The organism is Myxococcus sp. MH1, assembly GCF_059738865.1.
This window is the reverse complement of record NZ_AP026947.1, coordinates 9,774,879-9,792,616: the sequence shown is the minus strand read 5'-3', so window position 1 is coordinate 9,792,616 and position 17,738 is coordinate 9,774,879. Positions and strand designations below refer to the sequence as shown.

Annotated in this window: 16 protein-coding genes; 9 read left to right on the top strand and 7 right to left on the bottom strand. The window is 69.6% G+C overall.

Going from position 1 to position 17,738, the window contains the following annotated elements; all coding sequences use genetic code 11:
- Window positions 1–132: 132 nt before the first annotated feature.
- The 3 genes from AC6JA9_RS38730 to AC6JA9_RS38720 all read right to left on the bottom strand — a co-directional run bounded on the left by AC6JA9_RS38730 (window position 133) and on the right by AC6JA9_RS38720 (window position 3,525).
- Window positions 133–2,031, bottom strand: coding sequence for a CBM96 family carbohydrate-binding protein (locus tag AC6JA9_RS38730; protein ID WP_223782817.1), 1,899 nt, complete (start codon window positions 2,029–2,031; stop codon window positions 133–135).
- Between the two features lie 199 nt (window positions 2,032–2,230).
- On the bottom strand, window positions 2,231–2,815 hold the full coding sequence (locus tag AC6JA9_RS38725; RefSeq protein WP_223749650.1) for a hypothetical protein: 585 nt from the start codon (window positions 2,813–2,815) through the stop codon (window positions 2,231–2,233).
- Window positions 2,812–3,525 (bottom strand): hypothetical protein, encoded by a 714-nt coding sequence (locus AC6JA9_RS38720; protein ID WP_223749651.1) that lies wholly within the window; start codon window positions 3,523–3,525, stop codon window positions 2,812–2,814. The genes AC6JA9_RS38725 and AC6JA9_RS38720 overlap by 4 nt, the downstream gene beginning before the upstream one ends.
- Before the next feature lie 227 nt (window positions 3,526–3,752).
- On the opposite strand from AC6JA9_RS38720, the gene AC6JA9_RS38715 reads away from it, so the two are divergent.
- The 8 genes from AC6JA9_RS38715 (at window position 3,753) to AC6JA9_RS38680 (ending at window position 13,726) form a co-directional block, all read left to right on the top strand.
- Window positions 3,753–5,090, top strand: coding sequence for an AHH domain-containing protein (locus AC6JA9_RS38715; protein WP_223749652.1), 1,338 nt, complete (start codon window positions 3,753–3,755; stop codon window positions 5,088–5,090).
- Window positions 5,091–5,139: 49 nt separating this feature from the next.
- Window positions 5,140–5,685: an imm11 family protein gene (locus AC6JA9_RS38710; RefSeq protein WP_408888911.1), complete on the top strand. Its 546-nt coding sequence runs from the start codon at window positions 5,140–5,142 to the stop codon at window positions 5,683–5,685.
- Between the two features lie 60 nt (window positions 5,686–5,745).
- Window positions 5,746–7,119, top strand: a complete 1,374-nt coding sequence (locus AC6JA9_RS38705; RefSeq protein ID WP_497958644.1) for a phosphatidylglycerol lysyltransferase domain-containing protein — start codon at window positions 5,746–5,748, stop codon at window positions 7,117–7,119.
- Window positions 7,120–7,300: 181 nt separating this feature from the next.
- On the top strand, window positions 7,301–8,614 hold the full coding sequence (locus tag AC6JA9_RS38700) for a cytochrome-c peroxidase (protein ID WP_267699161.1): 1,314 nt from the start codon (window positions 7,301–7,303) through the stop codon (window positions 8,612–8,614).
- A 13-nt stretch (window positions 8,615–8,627) separates the two neighbouring features.
- Window positions 8,628–9,746, top strand: a complete 1,119-nt coding sequence (locus tag AC6JA9_RS38695; RefSeq protein ID WP_141325564.1) for a metallophosphoesterase family protein — start codon at window positions 8,628–8,630, stop codon at window positions 9,744–9,746.
- Window positions 9,747–9,761: 15 nt separating this feature from the next.
- The gene (locus AC6JA9_RS38690) at window positions 9,762–10,595 is read left to right on the top strand and encodes a c-type cytochrome (RefSeq protein WP_497958643.1); all 834 of its coding nucleotides are present in this window, start codon (window positions 9,762–9,764) and stop codon (window positions 10,593–10,595) included.
- Between the two features lie 162 nt (window positions 10,596–10,757).
- Window positions 10,758–11,486, top strand: a complete 729-nt coding sequence (locus AC6JA9_RS38685) for a 2OG-Fe dioxygenase family protein (protein ID WP_223749657.1) — start codon at window positions 10,758–10,760, stop codon at window positions 11,484–11,486.
- A gap of 149 nt (window positions 11,487–11,635) precedes the next feature.
- The gene (locus AC6JA9_RS38680) at window positions 11,636–13,726 is read left to right on the top strand and encodes a prolyl oligopeptidase family serine peptidase (protein WP_408888913.1); all 2,091 of its coding nucleotides are present in this window, start codon (window positions 11,636–11,638) and stop codon (window positions 13,724–13,726) included.
- On the opposite strand, the gene AC6JA9_RS38675 is transcribed toward AC6JA9_RS38680, so the two are convergent.
- From AC6JA9_RS38675 to AC6JA9_RS38660, 4 genes are read right to left on the bottom strand one after another with little or no spacing between them, the layout of a single operon-like run.
- Complete coding sequence (locus tag AC6JA9_RS38675; protein ID WP_046716604.1) at window positions 13,723–14,529, bottom strand: ABC transporter permease; 807 nt, start codon at window positions 14,527–14,529, stop codon at window positions 13,723–13,725. The genes AC6JA9_RS38680 and AC6JA9_RS38675 overlap by 4 nt on opposite strands.
- Window positions 14,530–14,533: 4 nt before the next feature.
- Window positions 14,534–15,292 carry an ABC transporter ATP-binding protein gene (locus tag AC6JA9_RS38670; RefSeq protein ID WP_497958642.1) on the bottom strand — a complete coding sequence of 253 codons (759 nt, stop codon included), beginning with the start codon at window positions 15,290–15,292 and terminating at the stop codon, window positions 14,534–14,536.
- On the bottom strand, window positions 15,292–16,245 hold the full coding sequence (locus AC6JA9_RS38665; protein WP_408888914.1) for a YdeI/OmpD-associated family protein: 954 nt from the start codon (window positions 16,243–16,245) through the stop codon (window positions 15,292–15,294). Before AC6JA9_RS38665 ends, AC6JA9_RS38670 begins: the two co-directional genes overlap by 1 nt.
- Window positions 16,246–16,275: 30 nt before the next feature.
- Complete coding sequence (locus tag AC6JA9_RS38660; protein WP_497958641.1) at window positions 16,276–16,914, bottom strand: macro domain-containing protein; 639 nt, start codon at window positions 16,912–16,914, stop codon at window positions 16,276–16,278.
- Between the two features lie 47 nt (window positions 16,915–16,961).
- Here AC6JA9_RS38660 and AC6JA9_RS38655 point away from each other — a divergent pair, with 47 nt between their 5' ends.
- Entirely contained in the window at window positions 16,962–17,735 is a 774-nt protein-coding gene (locus tag AC6JA9_RS38655) for a glutathione S-transferase family protein (protein ID WP_408888916.1), read from the top strand.
- The last annotated feature ends 3 nt before the right edge of the window (window positions 17,736–17,738 follow it).

Below are 17,738 nucleotides of genomic sequence, written 5' to 3'. Positions count from 1 at the left end.
ATGGCTCGCGAAGCGCCAGGTGCCATCGTGCGCCTGGTTGATGCCCGTGCCTCTTCGCGCCGTCGCTCCGTGGAGCCTGCTTCACGAGCCTCCAAGGCGGCTCGTGGCCTCAGCTGAGCGGTGGTCGTGCGTTCAGGGCGTGAGCTGGAGGAACAGCAGGTCTCCCGCGCCTCGCGAGGTGTACGACGCGTCTCCGGGCGCCAGGGCTTTCGTGAAGGGAACGCAGAGCCGGGCCTGGCCACCATACGTGACTTGGAGGGCCACGCTGTCCGGCGCGGTGCTCCCCAGCTCCCGGGCGTCGAGGTGCTTCCCCGTGCTGTCGTAGCGCGCGACGAAGTGGAGGACTTCACCCCGTGAGAGCGCCGTGCTCCTGAGCGCGCCGCCTCCGAGGTCCAGCTTCGCGTCCCGCGTCCAGCCAGCGACGACCAGCTCGCCCTTCGAGCTGCGGCCCAGGGACTGGCCGCGCGCGGCTCCCGCGCCGCCCATGACGCGCGCCCAGCCATCCGCCGCCGTCTCATGCAGCGTACCGAGCAGGACGTCCTCGCTCGCCTCGACCTCCTTCCCGTCGAAGGAGAACCGGCCGCTGACGTCACCGACGAAGGCCACGTCCCCACGTGCCATGGGCGTGAGCGCACGGATGCTGCCCTTGGCTCCGTTGAACGCGCGGAACCACTGCGGCGTGCCGTTCGCGGAGAGCTTGCCGAGGAACGGCGTCTCTCCGCCCGTCGCGTTCAGCAGCCACGAGTCCGTGTGCCCGCCGATGTAGATGAAGCCCGCTCCATCCGTGGCGAGTGCCTCCGCGCTCGAGCCCTCGTCCCCACCAGGAAACGCGAGCGACCACTCGTGCGCCCCGCTCGCATGGAACTTCGCGAGGAAGAGGGCGGGCACGGAGTCATCCCGCGTCCGGTTCCCCGGGTCCGCGTAGAGCCTCCCGCGCCCCAGGCCCATCTCGCCCGTGAAGTGGCCCGTGATGATGACGCTCCCTCGCGAGTCGAGCGTCACCGCCTGTGCCCTCGCGAGCCCCGAGCGCGTGTCCGAGATCTCCGCGCGGAAGCCTCGGGACCACAGCGGTGTCCCTTCCGGGGACAGCTTGAGCAGGAAGATGCCGGACGCCACCGACGCCTCCTCGATGTACGTCAGCGCGCCCGTGCCCAGGTCTGGGTCACCCTGATAGGCGCCCACGACCCAGACCTCACCCGAGGTCGCCACCGCGAGCCCCGTGGCCTCCACGCGCTCGCCCACCGCGTAGGCTCGCGACCACTGGTGCGAGCCATCCGCGCCGTAGCGCGCCACGACGAGTCCTCGCTCGCCCTGGAAGATTTCGCCGCCGAAGTCACCGCTGTCCTTGAAGGCGCCCGCGACGAGGAAGTCGAGCCCATCCTCCGCGCTCGCCATCGCCGTGACGCGCTCGTCTCCTGCTCCACCTCGATGCCAGCTCCAATCCGGTGCGGGTGTCCGAGGAGGCGCCGTCGGCTCCCGTGTCTCCACCACGAGGCGCGGCCGCATCGCCGGGTCCACGTCCTCGCGCGAGGCGAAGTCCGCGCCGTCGATGTCCGTCGAGAAGAGTCCGAAGTCCCGCGTGCCGTTCCCCGTCACCGCGGACGTCACATCCAGCTCCACCCAGCGGCCGGCGCGCACCTCCTTCGCGTCAGACAGCGCGGGGCCCACCGCGGCGGGCTGCCGGTCGAACGTGACGCTGTCCTCCTTCCAGTCAGAGTCCACCAACCGGACGATGGGCCCGTTTCCCGAGCCGTTCGTCACGAACAGCCGCAGCACCGCGCGCTTCACCGGGCCCTTCAGCCCCGACACCTCGAAGCGCAGGAAGGAGCGGTACTCGACGGGGGCGTCGTCCACGTAGAGCTGTGACGCGGCGCCGAAGTTCTTGTCGGGCCTGACGGAGTCGACGTGGGCATCCGCGACGGCGACGAAGGTGCCGCCCCCGGTCGCGAAGTCGCCCTGCTGCTCCAGGGGCGTCACCGCCTCGGGTGACGTGAGGCCACCACAGTGCGGCAGCAACGCCAGGACCGCCATCGCCCCCGCCTCCCGCCATCCCCGCTTCCTGCTTCCGTGCATCGCCCCTCCCCACGCCGCGTGCTCGCGAGGAGGCCGGCTGTGCATCGAGGGTGCCGCGCGCGGACGTGCGGAGCCCGACCCTCGCCTCATCCCGAGGGACGAGGCGAGGGGCAAGGCGCTTCCTCCGAGGAAGAAGGCGGGGGCCCGGAGTGGGGCGCTACAGCCCGCCCGCTTCCAGCGCGCCACCCAACCCCGGGAAGGGCTTGGTCAGCACGGCCTGGAACACGATGTCCTCGAGGACAATCTCGACGGGGAACCGGGGTGTGCCCAGCCCGCTGCGCACGACGGTGTTGCTGACGATGAACCAGACGCGCCGCTTGCCCACGGCGTCCTTCAGCGCGGGATGGTCCAACCGGATGGGTGTGCGGGTCTCCGGGTCGAAGTCCCGCGTGGGGAGGATCTCCGCCGCCTGCGCGTAGTACGCGGGCCGGTTCAGGTCCGAGTAGACGAGGGGCTCGTCCGGTGTGGCCTGCCCGGTGAAGGACAGCCGCATGGACGTGCGCAGCGTCAGCGACGGGGACGGGTTGACGATGGTGAACGTGGAGGAGACCTCCTCCACGACGATGTCCAGGTCCTCGGTGTTGACCGACTCCTCGGGCAGGTCGAGCGCCACCTCGGCGTAGACGGGCTGGAGCACGGAGGTGACGGGCACGCGCACGTCGAAGGGCTCGGTCGCGATGTCGATGCGCGCCGAGCAGCCGGACAACATCAGGACACTGCAGGCGAAGAGGGCGCGCATCATCGGAAGGACCAGGAGACATCGAAGACGGGAAGGACGGGGAGCGTCTCGCCGGGGACGGCCGGGTCGCTCAGGTCGACATACGTGGCGCCCAGGCCCAGGCCGAAGCCCTCGCCGCCATAGCGGATGCCCGCGGCGGCGCGCAGCTTCGCGCCACCCTTCACCCGCACGCCGGCCTCCGCGACCACGGACCAGTGCCCGACGAAGTTGAAGGCCGCGCCGCCGGTGAAGGACAGGTAGTCGGTGGTGTAGCGCGCGTAGCGGGCCTCGCCCTGCACCAGCAGCCGGCCGAGCGACAGGCCGTAGACGGCGTAGAACGAGGGGCCCTGGAGCTCGGGCTCGAAGCGTTGCAGGCCGGTCGTCCGGGACTCGACGATGCCCGAGTAGACGGAGGCGCCGACGAAGTGCGTGTAGCGCGCGCCCAGGACGAAGCGGTGCGGGCCGGACGCGAGCGCCCAGCGCAGGCCCAGGTTGGGTGCGAGCAGCAGGTCCGCGTAGACGGAGGTGTCCAGCGCGAGCCCCGCGAACAACGGCAACGCGGAGCGCTGCAGCCCGAGCACGGGCGCGTCGATGACCTCCGCCGCGTCCGAGCCCATCAGTCGCGCGGTGTTGGTGCGCACGCCCACCGAGGGCTCCGCGGAGGCGGGCAGGGGAGACAGCCAGGCGACGAGGAGACTGCACAGGGCGGCGGTTCCGGTGCCAATGGCTCGCACGCGAGAACGTCTGGAGTGTTTCAAATGGGGTGCTCCTGAAGTGGGCGACGCGGGTCCGGCGTGCGCCTCACGTGCGTCATCCTCGCACTGGGGTCATCTGCTCGCCAACCACCGACGGCCGGCGTCACGCGAAGGGGGGAGGCAGTGCTGACACCGGATGTCGGGTGGCCAGCACCCATGGTCCGGTATGCCATGCTCGTCCAAGGGACGCTTGTCGGGGACATTGCATGCGAATTCGCTGGGCAGTGCCGCTGCTCCTGCTGATGTGCATCACGGGCTGCGCGACGACCCGCACCGTGCGGCTGGAGACCGGGCAGGATTCTTTCGTTGTCACTCCAAGGGAGGAGCCCGACGCGGAACTGGCGTCCGTCGAATTGGATGACGAAGAGTTCGAAGCGGCTCTCACGGTGCTTGCGCGGGACGTTCGCCCGCAGCGCAACCCCATGCGGCAAGCGAGAGACCTCTTCGGTGTTCCGCCCCGAGGTGGCGTGTATGGCTATGAGGACCACCCGCCTCGGCTGACACTCCAGTCTCGAGAAGATGCGGACGGCCTTCGCCTGCTGGAGGCCTACGCCGACGAAGAGCTGACGCGTGCCTATGGCCTGTGGTGCGAGCGCAAGGACCGGCCTGGCGACTGCCTGCGCCTGTTGGAGGAAGGCCCCTTGCTGGCCAGCGACGGCAAGTTCACCTGGGCCTTCGCCATCGCGATGGATTCGGTGTGGGAGGAGACCGCCGAAGCCTTGGAGGACATGGTGGACCCCGTCGCGGTCATGTCCACCATCACCGCCGGCGCGACGATGTATCTCATGCTCTGGGCGCTACCGGAGCCGCTCTCGAAAGGTGTCGCGGCGACCTTCACAGCCCTCGCTATCGCCTACCTGGGCGTGGATACGGTCTGGCGTTTGCTGGACGGCTGGCTGACGTTGGTGCGCGAAGTGGAGCGGGCGACGACCTACGCACAGCTCCATGCGGCGAGTGAAGCGTATGGAGAAGTGTTGGGGGAGAACGCGGCGCGCGTCTTCGTGATGCTGGCGACGGCCGCGGTGGGCAGCACCGCGGGTCTGGCGTCGAAGGCCGTGGGGCTGCCGGGGTCCGCCCAGGCGGCTCTCGCCGTGGAGTCTCAGGCGGGCATTCGTTTTGTCGCTGTCGGAGGCGTGCGGACCGTCGCCGTGACGGCGGAGGGCTTCACCCTGGCGCTCGCTCCCACCGCCATGGCCATGGCGAACCAGGGCATGAGTGGTGGTGAGCGACACCACATCGCCACGAACAAGAACGATGTCTCATCCACGAGAGGTGGACCCTGGTCGCCGCGATTCAGGAAGCTGTTCGCGAGGGCTGGCATGGAGCTCAAGGATCCTGAAAACATCGTCAGGGTCTCTGGTCACAAAGGGCCTCACCCGAAGAAGTACCATGACGCGGTCTTCTTGCGGCTCCAGGATGCATTGGGCCCGTGCCGGACGGTGGAGGCTTGCCGCACGGCCCTCACGCGGGAGCTGCGCAACCTCGCCACAGAAGCGCAGACTCCGGGAACGGTCCTCAACAGGCTTGTGACTCAGGGTAAGTAGGACCCTCGAGCAATCCACCATGCCGAATCCATCGCGATACTTCAGGCTCATGGAGAACGTCCAGGCAGGGAACTGGTACCTGGGCGATCCGCTCACGAAGCAGGGACACGAGCTGGAGGACTTCAGGGAATTCTCATCGGGACGGCCCGCTCACGTCTCCGACCGCCTGACGGTTCCCATCGACGAGCCCGGGAGGCGATTGGATTTCAGCACCGCGGGTGCTGGAGCGACCCCCATCGTGCACGTCAGGGTGGCCACCCTCTTCGCGGAAATGGCCCCGAGCGACGTGCAGTTGATCCCCGTGAGCATCAAGGGCTGCCCCGATGAATACCTCATCCTCGTCGCGACGCGCCTCGTCCGATGTATCGACGATGAAGCCTCTGAAGAGGTGCTGTACTGGAAGCCGGAGGATGAGCGCCCGGACAAGCTCGGCATGTATCGAAGCGTCTTCGGGATGCGGATCGACCCCGCTCAAGTGGGTGACGCCAAGGTGTTCCGTCCCTGGGGATGGTCTGGCGTGCTCATCGTCTCCCAGGACATCAAGGCGGCGCTGGAGCGCGCGAACGTCACGGGCGCGGAGTTCGAGGAGGTCTAGTCAGATGGGCACGCTGTCGCCTGTGGGCTACCCTCGCGAGGAATGAGGAGCATCGAAGCCGTGGACGTCGAGCAAGAGCACGCAGGGGAGGAGCGGGAGCGCGCGCTGGAGCTGCTGCGCCGGTTCGGCTGGAACGCCACGTCCTTCCAGGTGCTGATGCCGGGCTTCCGCTACTGGTTCGACCCTGCGGGTGACGCCTTCGTCGCGTACGTGGACACGGGCGGCGCGTGGGTCGCCGCCGGAGCGCCCATCGCCTCGGAGGCGTCCCTGGCCCGCGCGGCGGAGGGCTTCCGTGCAGCCGCGAGGCGCGAGGGTCGGCGCGTGTGCTTCTTCGCCACCGAGCCGCGCTTCACCGAGGCCGTCCCCATGGAGTCGCTCTCCATCGGCGAGCAGCCGGTGTGGGAACCCTCCCGCTGGGACACCGTGGTGCGCGGCAGCAAGAGCCTGCGTGAGCAGCTGCGCCGCGCGCGCGCTCATGGCGTCGCGGTGCGCGAGCTGCCCTCGCAGGCGCTCGAGGACGCGGAGCACCCCTCGCGGCAGGCGCTGGAGCGGCTCAAGAAGCGGTGGCTCGCGTCGCGGCGCATGGCCCCCATGGGCTTCCTGGTCCAGCTGCGCCCGGACTCCTTCGCGCGCGAGCGACGCGCCTTCGTCGCCGAGTCGAAGGGCGAGCTCATGGGCTTCCTGCTCGTGTCCCCCGTCTACGCGCGCGACGGCTGGTTCCTCCAGGACCTGGTGAGAGATCCGGAGTCCCCCAATGGCACCGCGGAGGCCCTGGTGGACGCGGCCATGCGCACCGCCGCCGCCGAGGACCGCCGCTACGTGACGCTGGGCCTCGCGCCCCTCTCCGGCCCGGTGCGCCCGTGGCTGCGCCTGGCGCGCGCCTGTGGCCGGCCCCTGTTCGACTTCGAGGGCCTGCGCACCTTCAAGGCGAAGTTCCGCCCCGACTCCTGGGTGCCGCTTCACCTCTCGTATCCCGAGCCACGGGCCGGCGTGCTCGCCGTCTACGACGCACTGCGAGCCTTCGCGCGCGGCAGCCTGGTGCGCTTCGGCGTCGCCACGCTGCTCAGGCGCCCCCGCCTGCTGGTGCACGCCCTCGCTGTGCTGCTCGTGCCCTGGACGGCGCTGCTCGCGCTGCCCACCACCACGCGCTGGTTCCCGTCCCTGCGCGTGCAGTGGAGCTGGGTGCTGTTCGACGTGGCGCTGGCCGCGGGCCTCTTCTCGCTGGTGCGCCGCTGGCGCAACGGGCTGGCCACCGCCCTGGTGTGCCTCACCGCCGCGGACGCGTGCCTCACCTTCGTCCAGGCCGCCGTCTACAACGCGCCCCGCGCGCGCGGCCCCGTCGACTGGCTGGTCATCACCGCCGCCATCCTCGCGCCCGCCACCGCCTCCGGCCTGCTCGTGCGCGCTCGCGACTTCCGCCTGCCCGCGCGCTGACGCGCCGCGCTCATTCCCTGGCGGACATCCCGCCCTCGCGGGTTTCCACAGGTCGACACTCCTCCGAAAGTCGCCTGGACCCGAAGGCAGGGAGAATGGTGTTTTCCGGAAAGAGCTGTTCCGGCTTCGGGCGCCGCGACTTTCTCGCGGCGCCGTCCGTCGCCGGTTGGGAGGGGTGACCATGCGAACGCCGTGGGGCGTTGCCCTGTCGCTCGCCGTGTTGCTGTGGGTCCACGAGAGCCACGCCGCGCCCGAAGCCCCGCGCTCGGCTCCGCCACCCTCGCCGTTGCCGCCCGGGGTGTCGGCCGTGCTGTGGAAGCTGTCGGTGCCGGAGAGCGCGGCGCCCACGCCGGAGCGGGTGGCGTTGGGAGAGAAGCTCTACAACGAGAAGCGTCTGTCCCTGGATGACAGCGTGTCGTGCGCCACGTGCCATGACCCGGCCAAGGGCTTCACGGACCACCTGCCGGTGTCGGCGGGCGTGAAGGGCCAGTTCGGCATGCGCAACAGCCCCACGGTGCTCAACGCGCTCTTCAACGCCTCGCAGTTCTGGGACGGGCGCGCGGCGACGCTGGAGGACCAGGCGAAGCTGCCCATCCTCAACCCGGTGGAGATGGCCATGCCGTCCCCCGAGGCCGTGGTGGCCAAGCTCAAGGGCATCCCCGAGTACGTCACCGCCTTCCAGCAGGTCTTCAAGCGCGACATCAACTACGACGACCTGGCCGCGGCCATCGCCGCCTTCGAGCGCACGCAGTTCTCCGGCAGCGCCCGCTTCGACCGCTTCATCCACGGCGAGACGAAGGCGCTCAACGAGTCCGAGCGCCGGGGCTGGGCGCTGTTCAACGGCAAGGCGCGCTGCAACTCGTGCCACGCGGGCAACGCCGTGTCGCCGCTGTTCAGTGACCAGAAGTTCCACAACATCGGCGTGTCCGCCCACAACCAGGACTTCCCGCAGCTGGCCCGCGAGGGCCTGAAAATCGTCCGCCTGGGCGACGAGAAGCAGATCGACGAGCTGGCGCTCCAGACGCGCTTCTCCGAGCTGGGCCGCTTCCTGGTGACCAAGCAGGAGAACGACGTGGGGGCCTTCAAGACGCCCACGCTGCGCAACGTGGGCATCACCGCCCCGTACATGCACGACGGCACGCTCGCGACGCTGTGGGACGTCATGGACCACTACAACAAGGGCGGCGTGGCCAACCCGTTCCTCGATGGGGGGATGCAGCGGCTGGGGCTGACGGAGCCCGAAATTGACGACCTGGTGGCCTTCCTCTTCACGCTCACCGACGAGCGCTTCACGAAGCTCAATGGCCAGGAGCTGGCGAAGCAGCGCGCGCGCAAGAACAAGCGCCCGGAGCGCGACACCGCGGTGGCGATGGGGAAGAAGGGGAACCTGGGAGACCTGGCGCCCAATCCGGACCTGGCGGTGAAGAACCCGGCGGACATCGGCGTGTATGGCACCGAGACCTTGCCCAAACCCGCTTCGACGAAGCAGCCCTGAGGAGGCGCCGTCCATGGGGAACAAGTTCCGCAGCATCGAGACGAAGCACCACGAGGAGCGCGACGCCTTCTTCGAGGGCCTCAAGCGCCTGGACCGCCGGGCCTTCCTGCGCGTGGCGGGCATGTCCGCCGGTATCGTCGCCGGCATGGGCCTGCGCACGCCGCAGAGCTTCCAGCTGGTCAACGTGGCCGAGGCGCAAGGCACCAAGCCGCGCTTCACCTTCGCGTACATCTCCGACACGCACCTGTACGAGCAGAAGCTCAATGACCGCTTCGTGCGCTCCATCCTGAAGGCGGTGGACGACGTCAACGGGCTGGACCCGCAGCCGGACTTCGTCCTCTTCGGCGGGGACCTCGCCCAGCTGGGCGCGCCGGGCGAGCTGAAGCTGGGCGCCCAGATTCTCAAGAGCGTCAAGGCGCCCGTGAAGATGATGGTGGGCGAGCACGACTGGTTCCTCGACATGGGGGACATGTGGAAGGACCTGTTCGGCGCGCCGAACTACTCGTTCGACCACAAGGGCGTGCACTTCGTGGTGCTCAACTCCATCCTGGAGAAGGACTTCTGGACGGAGCGCAAGCTCACGCCCAAGGAGCGGATGCAGATTGTCGCGGGCCTGGACAACGGCATCCAGTCCCGCTTCGAGGTGGGCGAGCCGCAGCGCGCCTGGATGAAGCAAGACCTGGCGAAGGTGGACAAGAAGACCCCGGTCATCGTCTTCAGCCACTCGCCGCTCTACAAGTACTACCGCCCCTGGAACTTCTGGACGGATGACGCGGACGAGGTCCAGGCGCTGCTCAAGCCCTTCGACAAGGTCACCGTCATCCACGGGCACACGCACCAGTTGTTGTCGAACCGCATCGGCAACATCCAGTTCCACGGGATGCTGTCCACCGCGTGGCCGTGGCCGTACGCGCCCGAGGGCCTGCCGCAGCTCACGGTGCAGATGAACCGGCCGGACCCGTTCAGCCAGTTCGACGGGTGCGGAGACGGACGCATGGACGTGCTGGAGTCGGGTCTGGTGGACAAGCTGTACAACCTCTGGGAGCGCAACCCCATCACCGTCCGGGCCAGCTACCTGGGCTCGGGTGGGAAGCAGGACGCGCCGCCCCGGACGAAGCTTCCGAGCTACTGAGCGCGAGGCGACACGATGAACTTCCGGATGAAGCTGTGGGTGGGAACCGGAGCGCTGCTGTCCTTCGCGGGAGGCGTGGCCCTGGCCACCAGCCCCGCCGAGCGCCCCAAGGCGTCCTCGCTGAAGACAGAGCCGCTGCCGCGTCACCAGGTGCCCGTGTCGAAGGACGGCAACCTGGTGGTGGGCATGTGCGACGGCCAGACGTCCCTGGAGGTCAAGGGCATCAAGGAGGGCGAGTCGCTCACGCGCGAGCAGGCCCAGCGCGTGTCCGACGAGCTGATGGCCGCGTGGCACCAGAAGAACCCGGACGCGACGTGGGACCCGCCGCCCGTGCGGCGCGTGGTGGCGCAGGCCCCGCCGCAGAAGCAGCCGCAGCCCAACCCGCCCATGGGCACCAACCAGCCCTCGACGGGCGGCGTGGTGCGCGAGGGCGGCGTCACGGCGGAGAGCGGCGGCCGCGAGGTGCGCAAGGAGGCCGGCGCGAACATCCAGGACGGCCACTCCTACGGCGCCTTCACGCCTCGCGATGAGGCGGTGTGGGCCGCGTCCACGCAGCAGTTCGTGGAGGAGGGCCACCGCGTGTTCCACGACGCGGCGGCGGTGGGCGGCACCATCGCGGTATCCTGTGACATGTGTCACCCGGATGCATCCAACACCCACCCGGAGACGTATCCGAAGTACCAGGTGCAGCTGGGCCGCGTGGCGCTGCTGCGGGACATGATCAACTGGTGCATCGAGAACCCGGTGCGCGGCAAGCCGCTCGCGGATGGAGACCCTCGGATGCGCGCGATGGAGGCGTACATCTACGCGCAGCGCAAGGGCGTGAAGCTGGAGTACGGGAAGAAGTAGCCCGCGCGCGGGCCCGTGCCTCGGGGGAGCGGGGCACGGGTGCACAGTCGAGGCGCCCGCCCACCGGAACAGTCCGGTGTCGGTTGGGGGACCGACGAGCCCGGGGCGCACGCGAGGGTTGACGGCGGTGTCCGGAAGGACGATGTCTGGCCGGCAAGACGCATGAGCTTCTCGCCCCCCATCAGCGCTCCCTCCGAAACCGTCAACGCCCTGAGAGACAGGGGCTACGCCGTGCTGGACCGCGCGGGCCTGTCCGAGCTGGTGGGCATCCCCGCCGCGGAGCTGGATTCATGGCGGCCCACCTGGGACGCGCTGCCGACGGACGGCTACCTGCGGGACGGTGGCCGGTATCGCACGCGCCGCCACTCGTGCTTCGTCGTGGAGGGGGACACCGTCACCCCGGTGCCCCACCGCGCGCACTGGCAGCCCGTCGAGTACAACGCCCTGCACGGCGGCCTGGAGCGCTGGTTCGAGCCGATGACGTCCACCGTCATCGAGCGCCCCGAGTGGCCCCGGCTGCTCAGCCGCCTGGCGGCCTGCGGCTCGGCGCTCAAGGGCGCGCAGCCCTGGTACGTGGAGGCGCACCAGTTCCGCATCGACACCACGGACGGCATCGGCCGGCCGACGCCCGAGGGCGCGCACCGCGACGGCGTGGACTTCGTCGTGGTGTTGCTCGTCGGACGCGACGGCATCAAGGGCGGCGAGACGCGCGTGTTCGAGGCCGCTGGCCCCAACGGCATCCGCTTCACGCTGACGGAGCCCTGGTCGGCGCTGCTGCTCGACGACGAGCGCGTCATCCACGAGAGCACGCCCATCCAGCCGCTGGGGGCCTCAGGACACCGCGACACCCTGGTGCTCACCTTCCGCGCCAAGGGCTTCCAGGGCCCCTGAGCCGACGGGGTGACGGGGCGTGGGTGGTGGGGACCCCGCGCTTCAAGGGAAGCTGCCTGCCGTGTGGGAGGAAGCGGGGCCGTGGCCTGGAATGGGCGCGGCCGAGCCGTGTTGGAGGCCCGCCGCATCCCCACCAGGAGACGAGGACCATGGGCAGGTTGTTTGTCGCGCCGCTGCTGACCGGGCTGTTGACCGCTTCGGCGGCGATGGCGGAGGAGGACCCCTTCCTGTGGCTGGAGGAGGTGCAGGGACAGCGCGCGCTGGAGTGGGTGCGCGCGCAGAACGCGAAGACGGAGGCCGTGCTGGAGAAGGACCCGCGCTTCGAGCCCTTCCAGGCCGAGGCGCTGCGCATCTTCACCGCCACGGACCGCATCCCCGGGCCCTCGTTCCGCGCGGGCGGCGTGGACACCTTCTGGCAGGACGCGGCGAACCCTCGCGGCCAGTGGCGACACACCACCACGGAGGGCTACGCGAGCCCCACCATCCCCTGGCGGACGGTGCTGGACGTGGACGCGCTGTCGAAGACGGAGGGCGCCAACTGGATCTGGAAGGGCAAGGAGTGTCTGCCCCCCGCGGACCAGCGCTGCATCGTGCGCCTGTCCAACGGCGGCAAGGACGCGGTGGAGGCGCGCGAGTTCGACGCGGGCACGAAGCAGTTCGTCGAGAACGGCTTCAAGCTCACCGAGGGCAAGCAGTCCGTGGATTGGCTGGACGCGGACACGCTGCTCGTGGGCCGTGACTGGGGCGGGGACACGCTCACCGAGTCCGGTTACCCGTTCGTGCTCAAGCGCTGGAAGCGCGGCACGCCGGTGGAGCAGGCGACGGAGGTGTTTCGTGGCGAGCGCACGGACGTGTCCGCGTCGCCCATCATCCTGCGGGACGAGGAGGGCGTGCTCCAGGCGGTGTTCGTCAACCGCGGGGTGACGTTCTACGAGTCGGAGCTGTACCTCCTGGGAGACGCGGCGCCCGTGCGGCTGCCGTTCCCGAGGAAGGTGTCCTTCCAGGCCTTCCTCCAGGGCCAGGTGGTCTTCACCATCGAGGAGGACTGGGGCGGCTTCAAGCAGGGCGCGCTGCTGGCCTATCCGCTGGCGGCGCTGAAGGCGGACCCGGCGAAGGCGAAGCCCACGCTCATCCTCCAGCCCGGTCCTCGCCAGGGCATCGAGCGCGTGGCGGCCACGCGCAACCTGCTGCTCGTCAACGTGTACGAGGACGTGAAGGGCGCGCTGGACGTCTACACGCCGGGCAAGAAGCGCTGGACGCGCAAGCGGCTGGCGATGCCGAAGAACGCGTCGGTGGAGATCGTCGACACGTCCTCCTCGCACGACCAGGTGTTCGCGGGCGCGGAGGGCTTCCTGGAGCCTGGGTCGCTGTGGTTCGGCGACGCGGCGGCGGGGAAGGTGAAGCGCATCAAGTCCCTGCCCGCGCGCTTCGATGCGTCCAAGCACCGCGTCGAGCAGTTCTGGGTGAAGTCGAAGGACGGGACGAAGGTGCCGTACTTCCTGGTGCGCCCGGTGAAGCCGAAGGTGGCCGGCGTCACGCCGACGGTGGTGTACGGCTACGGCGGCTTCCAGGTGTCCAAGCCGCCCGTCTACCTGCCGGAGATGGGCAAGCTGTGGCTGGAGCGGGGCGGCGCGTACGTCGTCGCCAACATCCGCGGCGGTGGTGAGTTCGGCCCGAGCTGGCACCAGGCCGCCCTGCGCGAGAAGCGTCAGCGCGCGTTCGATGACTTCGCCGCGGTGCTGGAGGACCTGGTGCGCCGCAAGGTGACGTCGCCGAAGCACATCGGCATCTACGGGCGCTCGAATGGTGGCGTGCTCACCAGCGTGGTGATGACGCAGCGGCCGGAGCTGCTCAACGCGGCGGTCATCGAGAGCCCGCTCATCGACATGATGCGCTACCCGAAGCTGCCCGCGGGCGCGTCCTGGGTGGGCGAGTACGGCGACCCGGCGGTGCCCGAGGACGCGGCGTTCATCTCGAAGTACTCGGCCTACCAGAACCTCAAGCCGGGCGTGCGCTACCCCAAGCCGTACATCACCACGAACACGAAGGACGACCGCGTCCACCCGGGACACGCGCGCAAGTTCGCCGCGAAGCTGGAGTCCATGGGGCTGCCGTATCTGTATTACGAGAACACGGACGGCGGGCACAGCAACGACTCCGACCCGATGCTGAACGCGCGCCGGTGGGCGCTGCACCACGTGTACCTGTCGCAGCAGCTGATGGACGCCGCGGCGCCCTAGCTGACGCTCTCCGCGCTGTAGCGGGCGATGAGGCCCGTGCGCACGGCGTGGCGGAAGACGCGGGTGAAGAAGAAGGCGGCCAGCAGGATGTAGAGGATGGCGAGGCCGCCTCCCAGCGCCACCGTGGACCAGGACACCGAGCCACCGGCGACGATGGCTCGCATGCCCTCGAACACGTACGAGGGTGGCAGCATGCGGCTGATGCCCTGCATCCACGAGGGCAGCGTGGACAGCGGGTAGAAGACGCCGACGAACGGGGACAGGAGCGCGGGGATGGGCCAGATGAACCACTCCGCGGACGGCCCCAGCCGCAGCACCACCGCCGTGCCGATGATGCCCAGCGCGATGCCGAAGAGGAACAGCACCAGCAGGAACGGCACCAGCATGGCGCCATAGACGAGCATCGACAGGCCGAACACCGTGCCCGCGACCACGAGCATGACGACGAGGCCCACCGAGCTGGTCGCGATGCTGGAGAGCACCAGCCCCAGCACGTACTCGCTGATGGACATGGGCGTGGCGAAGACGTTGAGGAAGTTGCGCGACCAGACGTCCTCGAAGAAGGCCATCGTCACGCCCTGCATGACGCGGGTGAGGAAGTCCCAGAGGAGGACGGCGCCCAGCAGCGCGGGCACCAGGTCCATGCCGGGCTCGTGGGTGATGGTGCCCAGGTAGCGGGTGATGAACCCCCACAGGACGATGTCGATGGCCACCCACGCGAAGAGGGGGAAGACGCGCGAGGGGCTGCCCTTGAGCAGGTAGAACTGGCGCAGGACGACGGCGGCGGCGCGGGACAGTCGCATGGCTTCAGTGATTCCCCAGCGCGAGCGGCTCGCGGGCGACGGTGATGAACAGCTCCTCGAGCGTGGCCTTGCCGTGCTCCTGCGGCAGCTTGCGAGGGTCTCCCTGGAGCAGCACCTCGCCGCGCGACATGAAGAGGACGCGGTCGCAGACCTCCTCGACCTCGTACATGTTGTGGGACGTCCACAGCACGCCGCCGGTGCCCTGGGCCGCGAAGTCGCGGATGCGGGCGCGGATGTCCTTCGCGGTGGCCGGGTCCAGGGACGCGGTGGGCTCGTCGAGTAGGAGCAACTGCGGCTGGTTGAGCATGGCCTTGGCGAGCGCCACGCGGGTCTGCTCGCCCGAGGAGAGCACGCCGCTCTTGGTGTCGCGGAAGCGCACCAGGTCGAACTCCTTCAGCAGGGCCTCGATGCGCTCGGAGACGTGCTTCACGCCGTAGATGAGCCCGAAGTAGCGCAGGTTCTGCTCGACGGTGAGGTTGCCGGGCAGGGGCGCGTAGACGGCGGCGAAGTTGGTGCGCTCCAGGGCCTGGGAGCGGTGCTTCGCCAGGTCCACGCCCTGGATGTGGATGGAGCCGGAGGTGGGCTCGAGCACGCCGAGCACCATGTTGATGGTCGTCGTCTTGCCGGCGCCATTGGGGCCGAGCAGCCCGACGATTTCGTTGCGGCCCACCTCGAAGGAGATGCCGTCGACGGCGACCGTGCCCGCGTAGGTCTTGCACAGCTCGCGCACGGCGAGCACGGGGGAGGAGCTGGAGGCGGGCATCAGGTGTGGATCTTCTCGTTCCGGGCGAGCATGTCGACGTACTCGGCGATCTTGCGGGCGCGGGTCTCCGCCTTCTTGACGTTCTGGACGCGGAACAGGATGGCGTAGCGGTTGACGGAGTTGAGTGTCGCGAAGAACGCCTGGGCGCGCGGGTTGGCGGCCAGGGCCTGGGCGAGGTCCTCCGGCACGGTGGCTGTGCGCGCGGAGTCGTAGGCGGCGTCCCAGCGGCCGTTCTTCTTCGCGTTCTCGACTTCGGCCAGCCCCGTGGGGCGCATCTTCCCGGCGTCGATGAGGGCGAGCACCTTCTCGCGGTTGATCTTCGACCAGATGCTGCGCGGGCCGCGTGGGGTGAAGCGCAGCAGGTACGCGGTCTCGTCGAAGCGGCCCTTCTGGCCGTCGATCCAACCCCAGATCAGCGCGACCTCCAGCGCCTCCTGGTAGGTGACCGAGGTGGGGCTGTGGCCCTTCTTCGTGAACTTGAGCCACGCGCCGCGCGTGGTGTGGTGCTTCTCCATCCAGCGGTCGAAGGCGGCGGGGGTCTCGAAGAAGACGATGGGCAGGCCGTCCGTGGGGGCGGGGGCGGACGGCGTCTTGGTCGCGGCGGGCGCGGACTTGGATGGCATGGGCGGGTTTCGAGCGGCGCTGGTGGTGGGCTTCGCGGCCGGGGACTTGTGGGTCGCGGCGCTGGCGAGCGTCTTTCGAGCACCGGCCTTGCGCGGCGCGGTGCTGGCGGTGGGCTTCGTGGCCGAGGACTTGCCGGTCGCCGCGCTGGCCGAGGGCTTCGGGGCGGAGGACTTGCCGCCCCTGGCGCCGCGAGGAGGCGTCTGCGGTGCCACGGACTTCGCGGCGAGGGCGTTCCGGGCGGCCTTCACGGGGGCGGTGGTCTTCCCGCGCTTCGACGCGGGGCGGGAGGACTGCTTCGTCGAGGAGCGGGGCTCGCGGGCAGGGCTCATGGGCCCGGCTTGTAGCACGGGTCCGCGGCGCTATGGCTTCAGCCGGGCGTCATCCGTCGCGGCTGCGCGGAGGGTGCCGGGGATGAAGTCCGGTCCCACCACGGTGCGCAGCCACGCGTCCTTCATCTGTCGCGCGCAGCGGAGGGCGGGCATGCGGCCGACGGCGGTGCCCAGGCCTGGGGTGAGGATGGTGCGGATGGGTGTCTTCGCCGTCTTGTTGTACGCGAGCACGCAGCGCAGCGAGGCGCGCATGGCGAGGTAGGCGTTCACCGTCTCGCTGACATCCGTGGGCACGCGCATGGTGGGCGCGCTGATGCACCAGGGAATCTCCTCGCGGCCGGTGGGGACGAGCACCGCGTTGCCCACGGGCAGCTCGCCGCCCCAGTCCTTCTCGAGCAGCTCGCGCAGGCGGTCCTGGACCTGCTGGCCGAGCTGGTACGTGTACACGGCGTCGATGCCGCCATCCGTGAACCCGAAGCTGTTGGCGGGGCTGATGATGGCGTCGGCGCGGATGTCGATGGGGTCTTTGGGGGACACCTGTCCCTCTCGCTCGGAGAAGATGTCTCCTCGGGAGATGGTGACGCCGTCGAGGCCCGCGAACTCCTGGCGCCAGGCCTCCACCAGGGAGTGGCTGATGTCACGCAGGTGCAGTCGGAGGGGAGGCGTCATGTCCGGGTTATACATCCCGGCCAGGTCCGGCGTAGGTTCCGGGGCCTATGCGCACTCTGTATGGGTTGCGGTACTCGGGTTGGACGGAGAAGGCCCTCTGGGCGTTGGACCACCACGGTGTCGACTACCGCTACCGCGAGCACACGCCGCTGACGGGGGAGCTGGCGCTGCGCTGGCGCACGCCGAAGGGCACGCGTCCCACGGTGCCGTTGCTCGTGGAGCCGGAGGGGGCGACGACGGGTTCGTTCTCGATTGCACGCAGGGCGGAGGCACAGGGGCGCGGTGCGCCGCTGTTTCCCGCGAGTGCGATGGAGACCATCGAGCGCTGGGAGCTGGTGAGCGACGCGGTACTGGGTGTCGCCCGGGCGAACGTGCTGCGCCGGATGCTCGAGAATCCGCGTGCGCAGCGGGAGAGCCTGCCCGCGTACATCCCTGGGTTTCTTCGGGGGCTGTCCGCGCCGGTGGCCCGACTGGGGGTGCGGTTCATCTCGCGCAAGCATCACGCGGTGGCGGACCCCGAGCGGGTGCTGCATGAGAAGGCGGTCCCCGCGTTGGAGCGGCTCCGCGCGGAGCTGAAGGGGCGTCCCTATCTGATGGACGGCTTCACGTACGCGGACATCACGGCGGGGCTGATGCTCCAGTTCGTGCGGCCCGTGGATGACGCGTGGTTGCCGGTGGGGCCGGGGACGCGTGAGGTGTGGCATCACGAGTCGCTGGCCGCGGCGTTCCCGGACCTGCTCGCGTGGAGGGACTCGCTGTATGCGAAGCACCGCCGCCCCGCGTTGTTGGGGGCTGGCGGTGTGGTGGCTCGCGCGAGCTGAAGC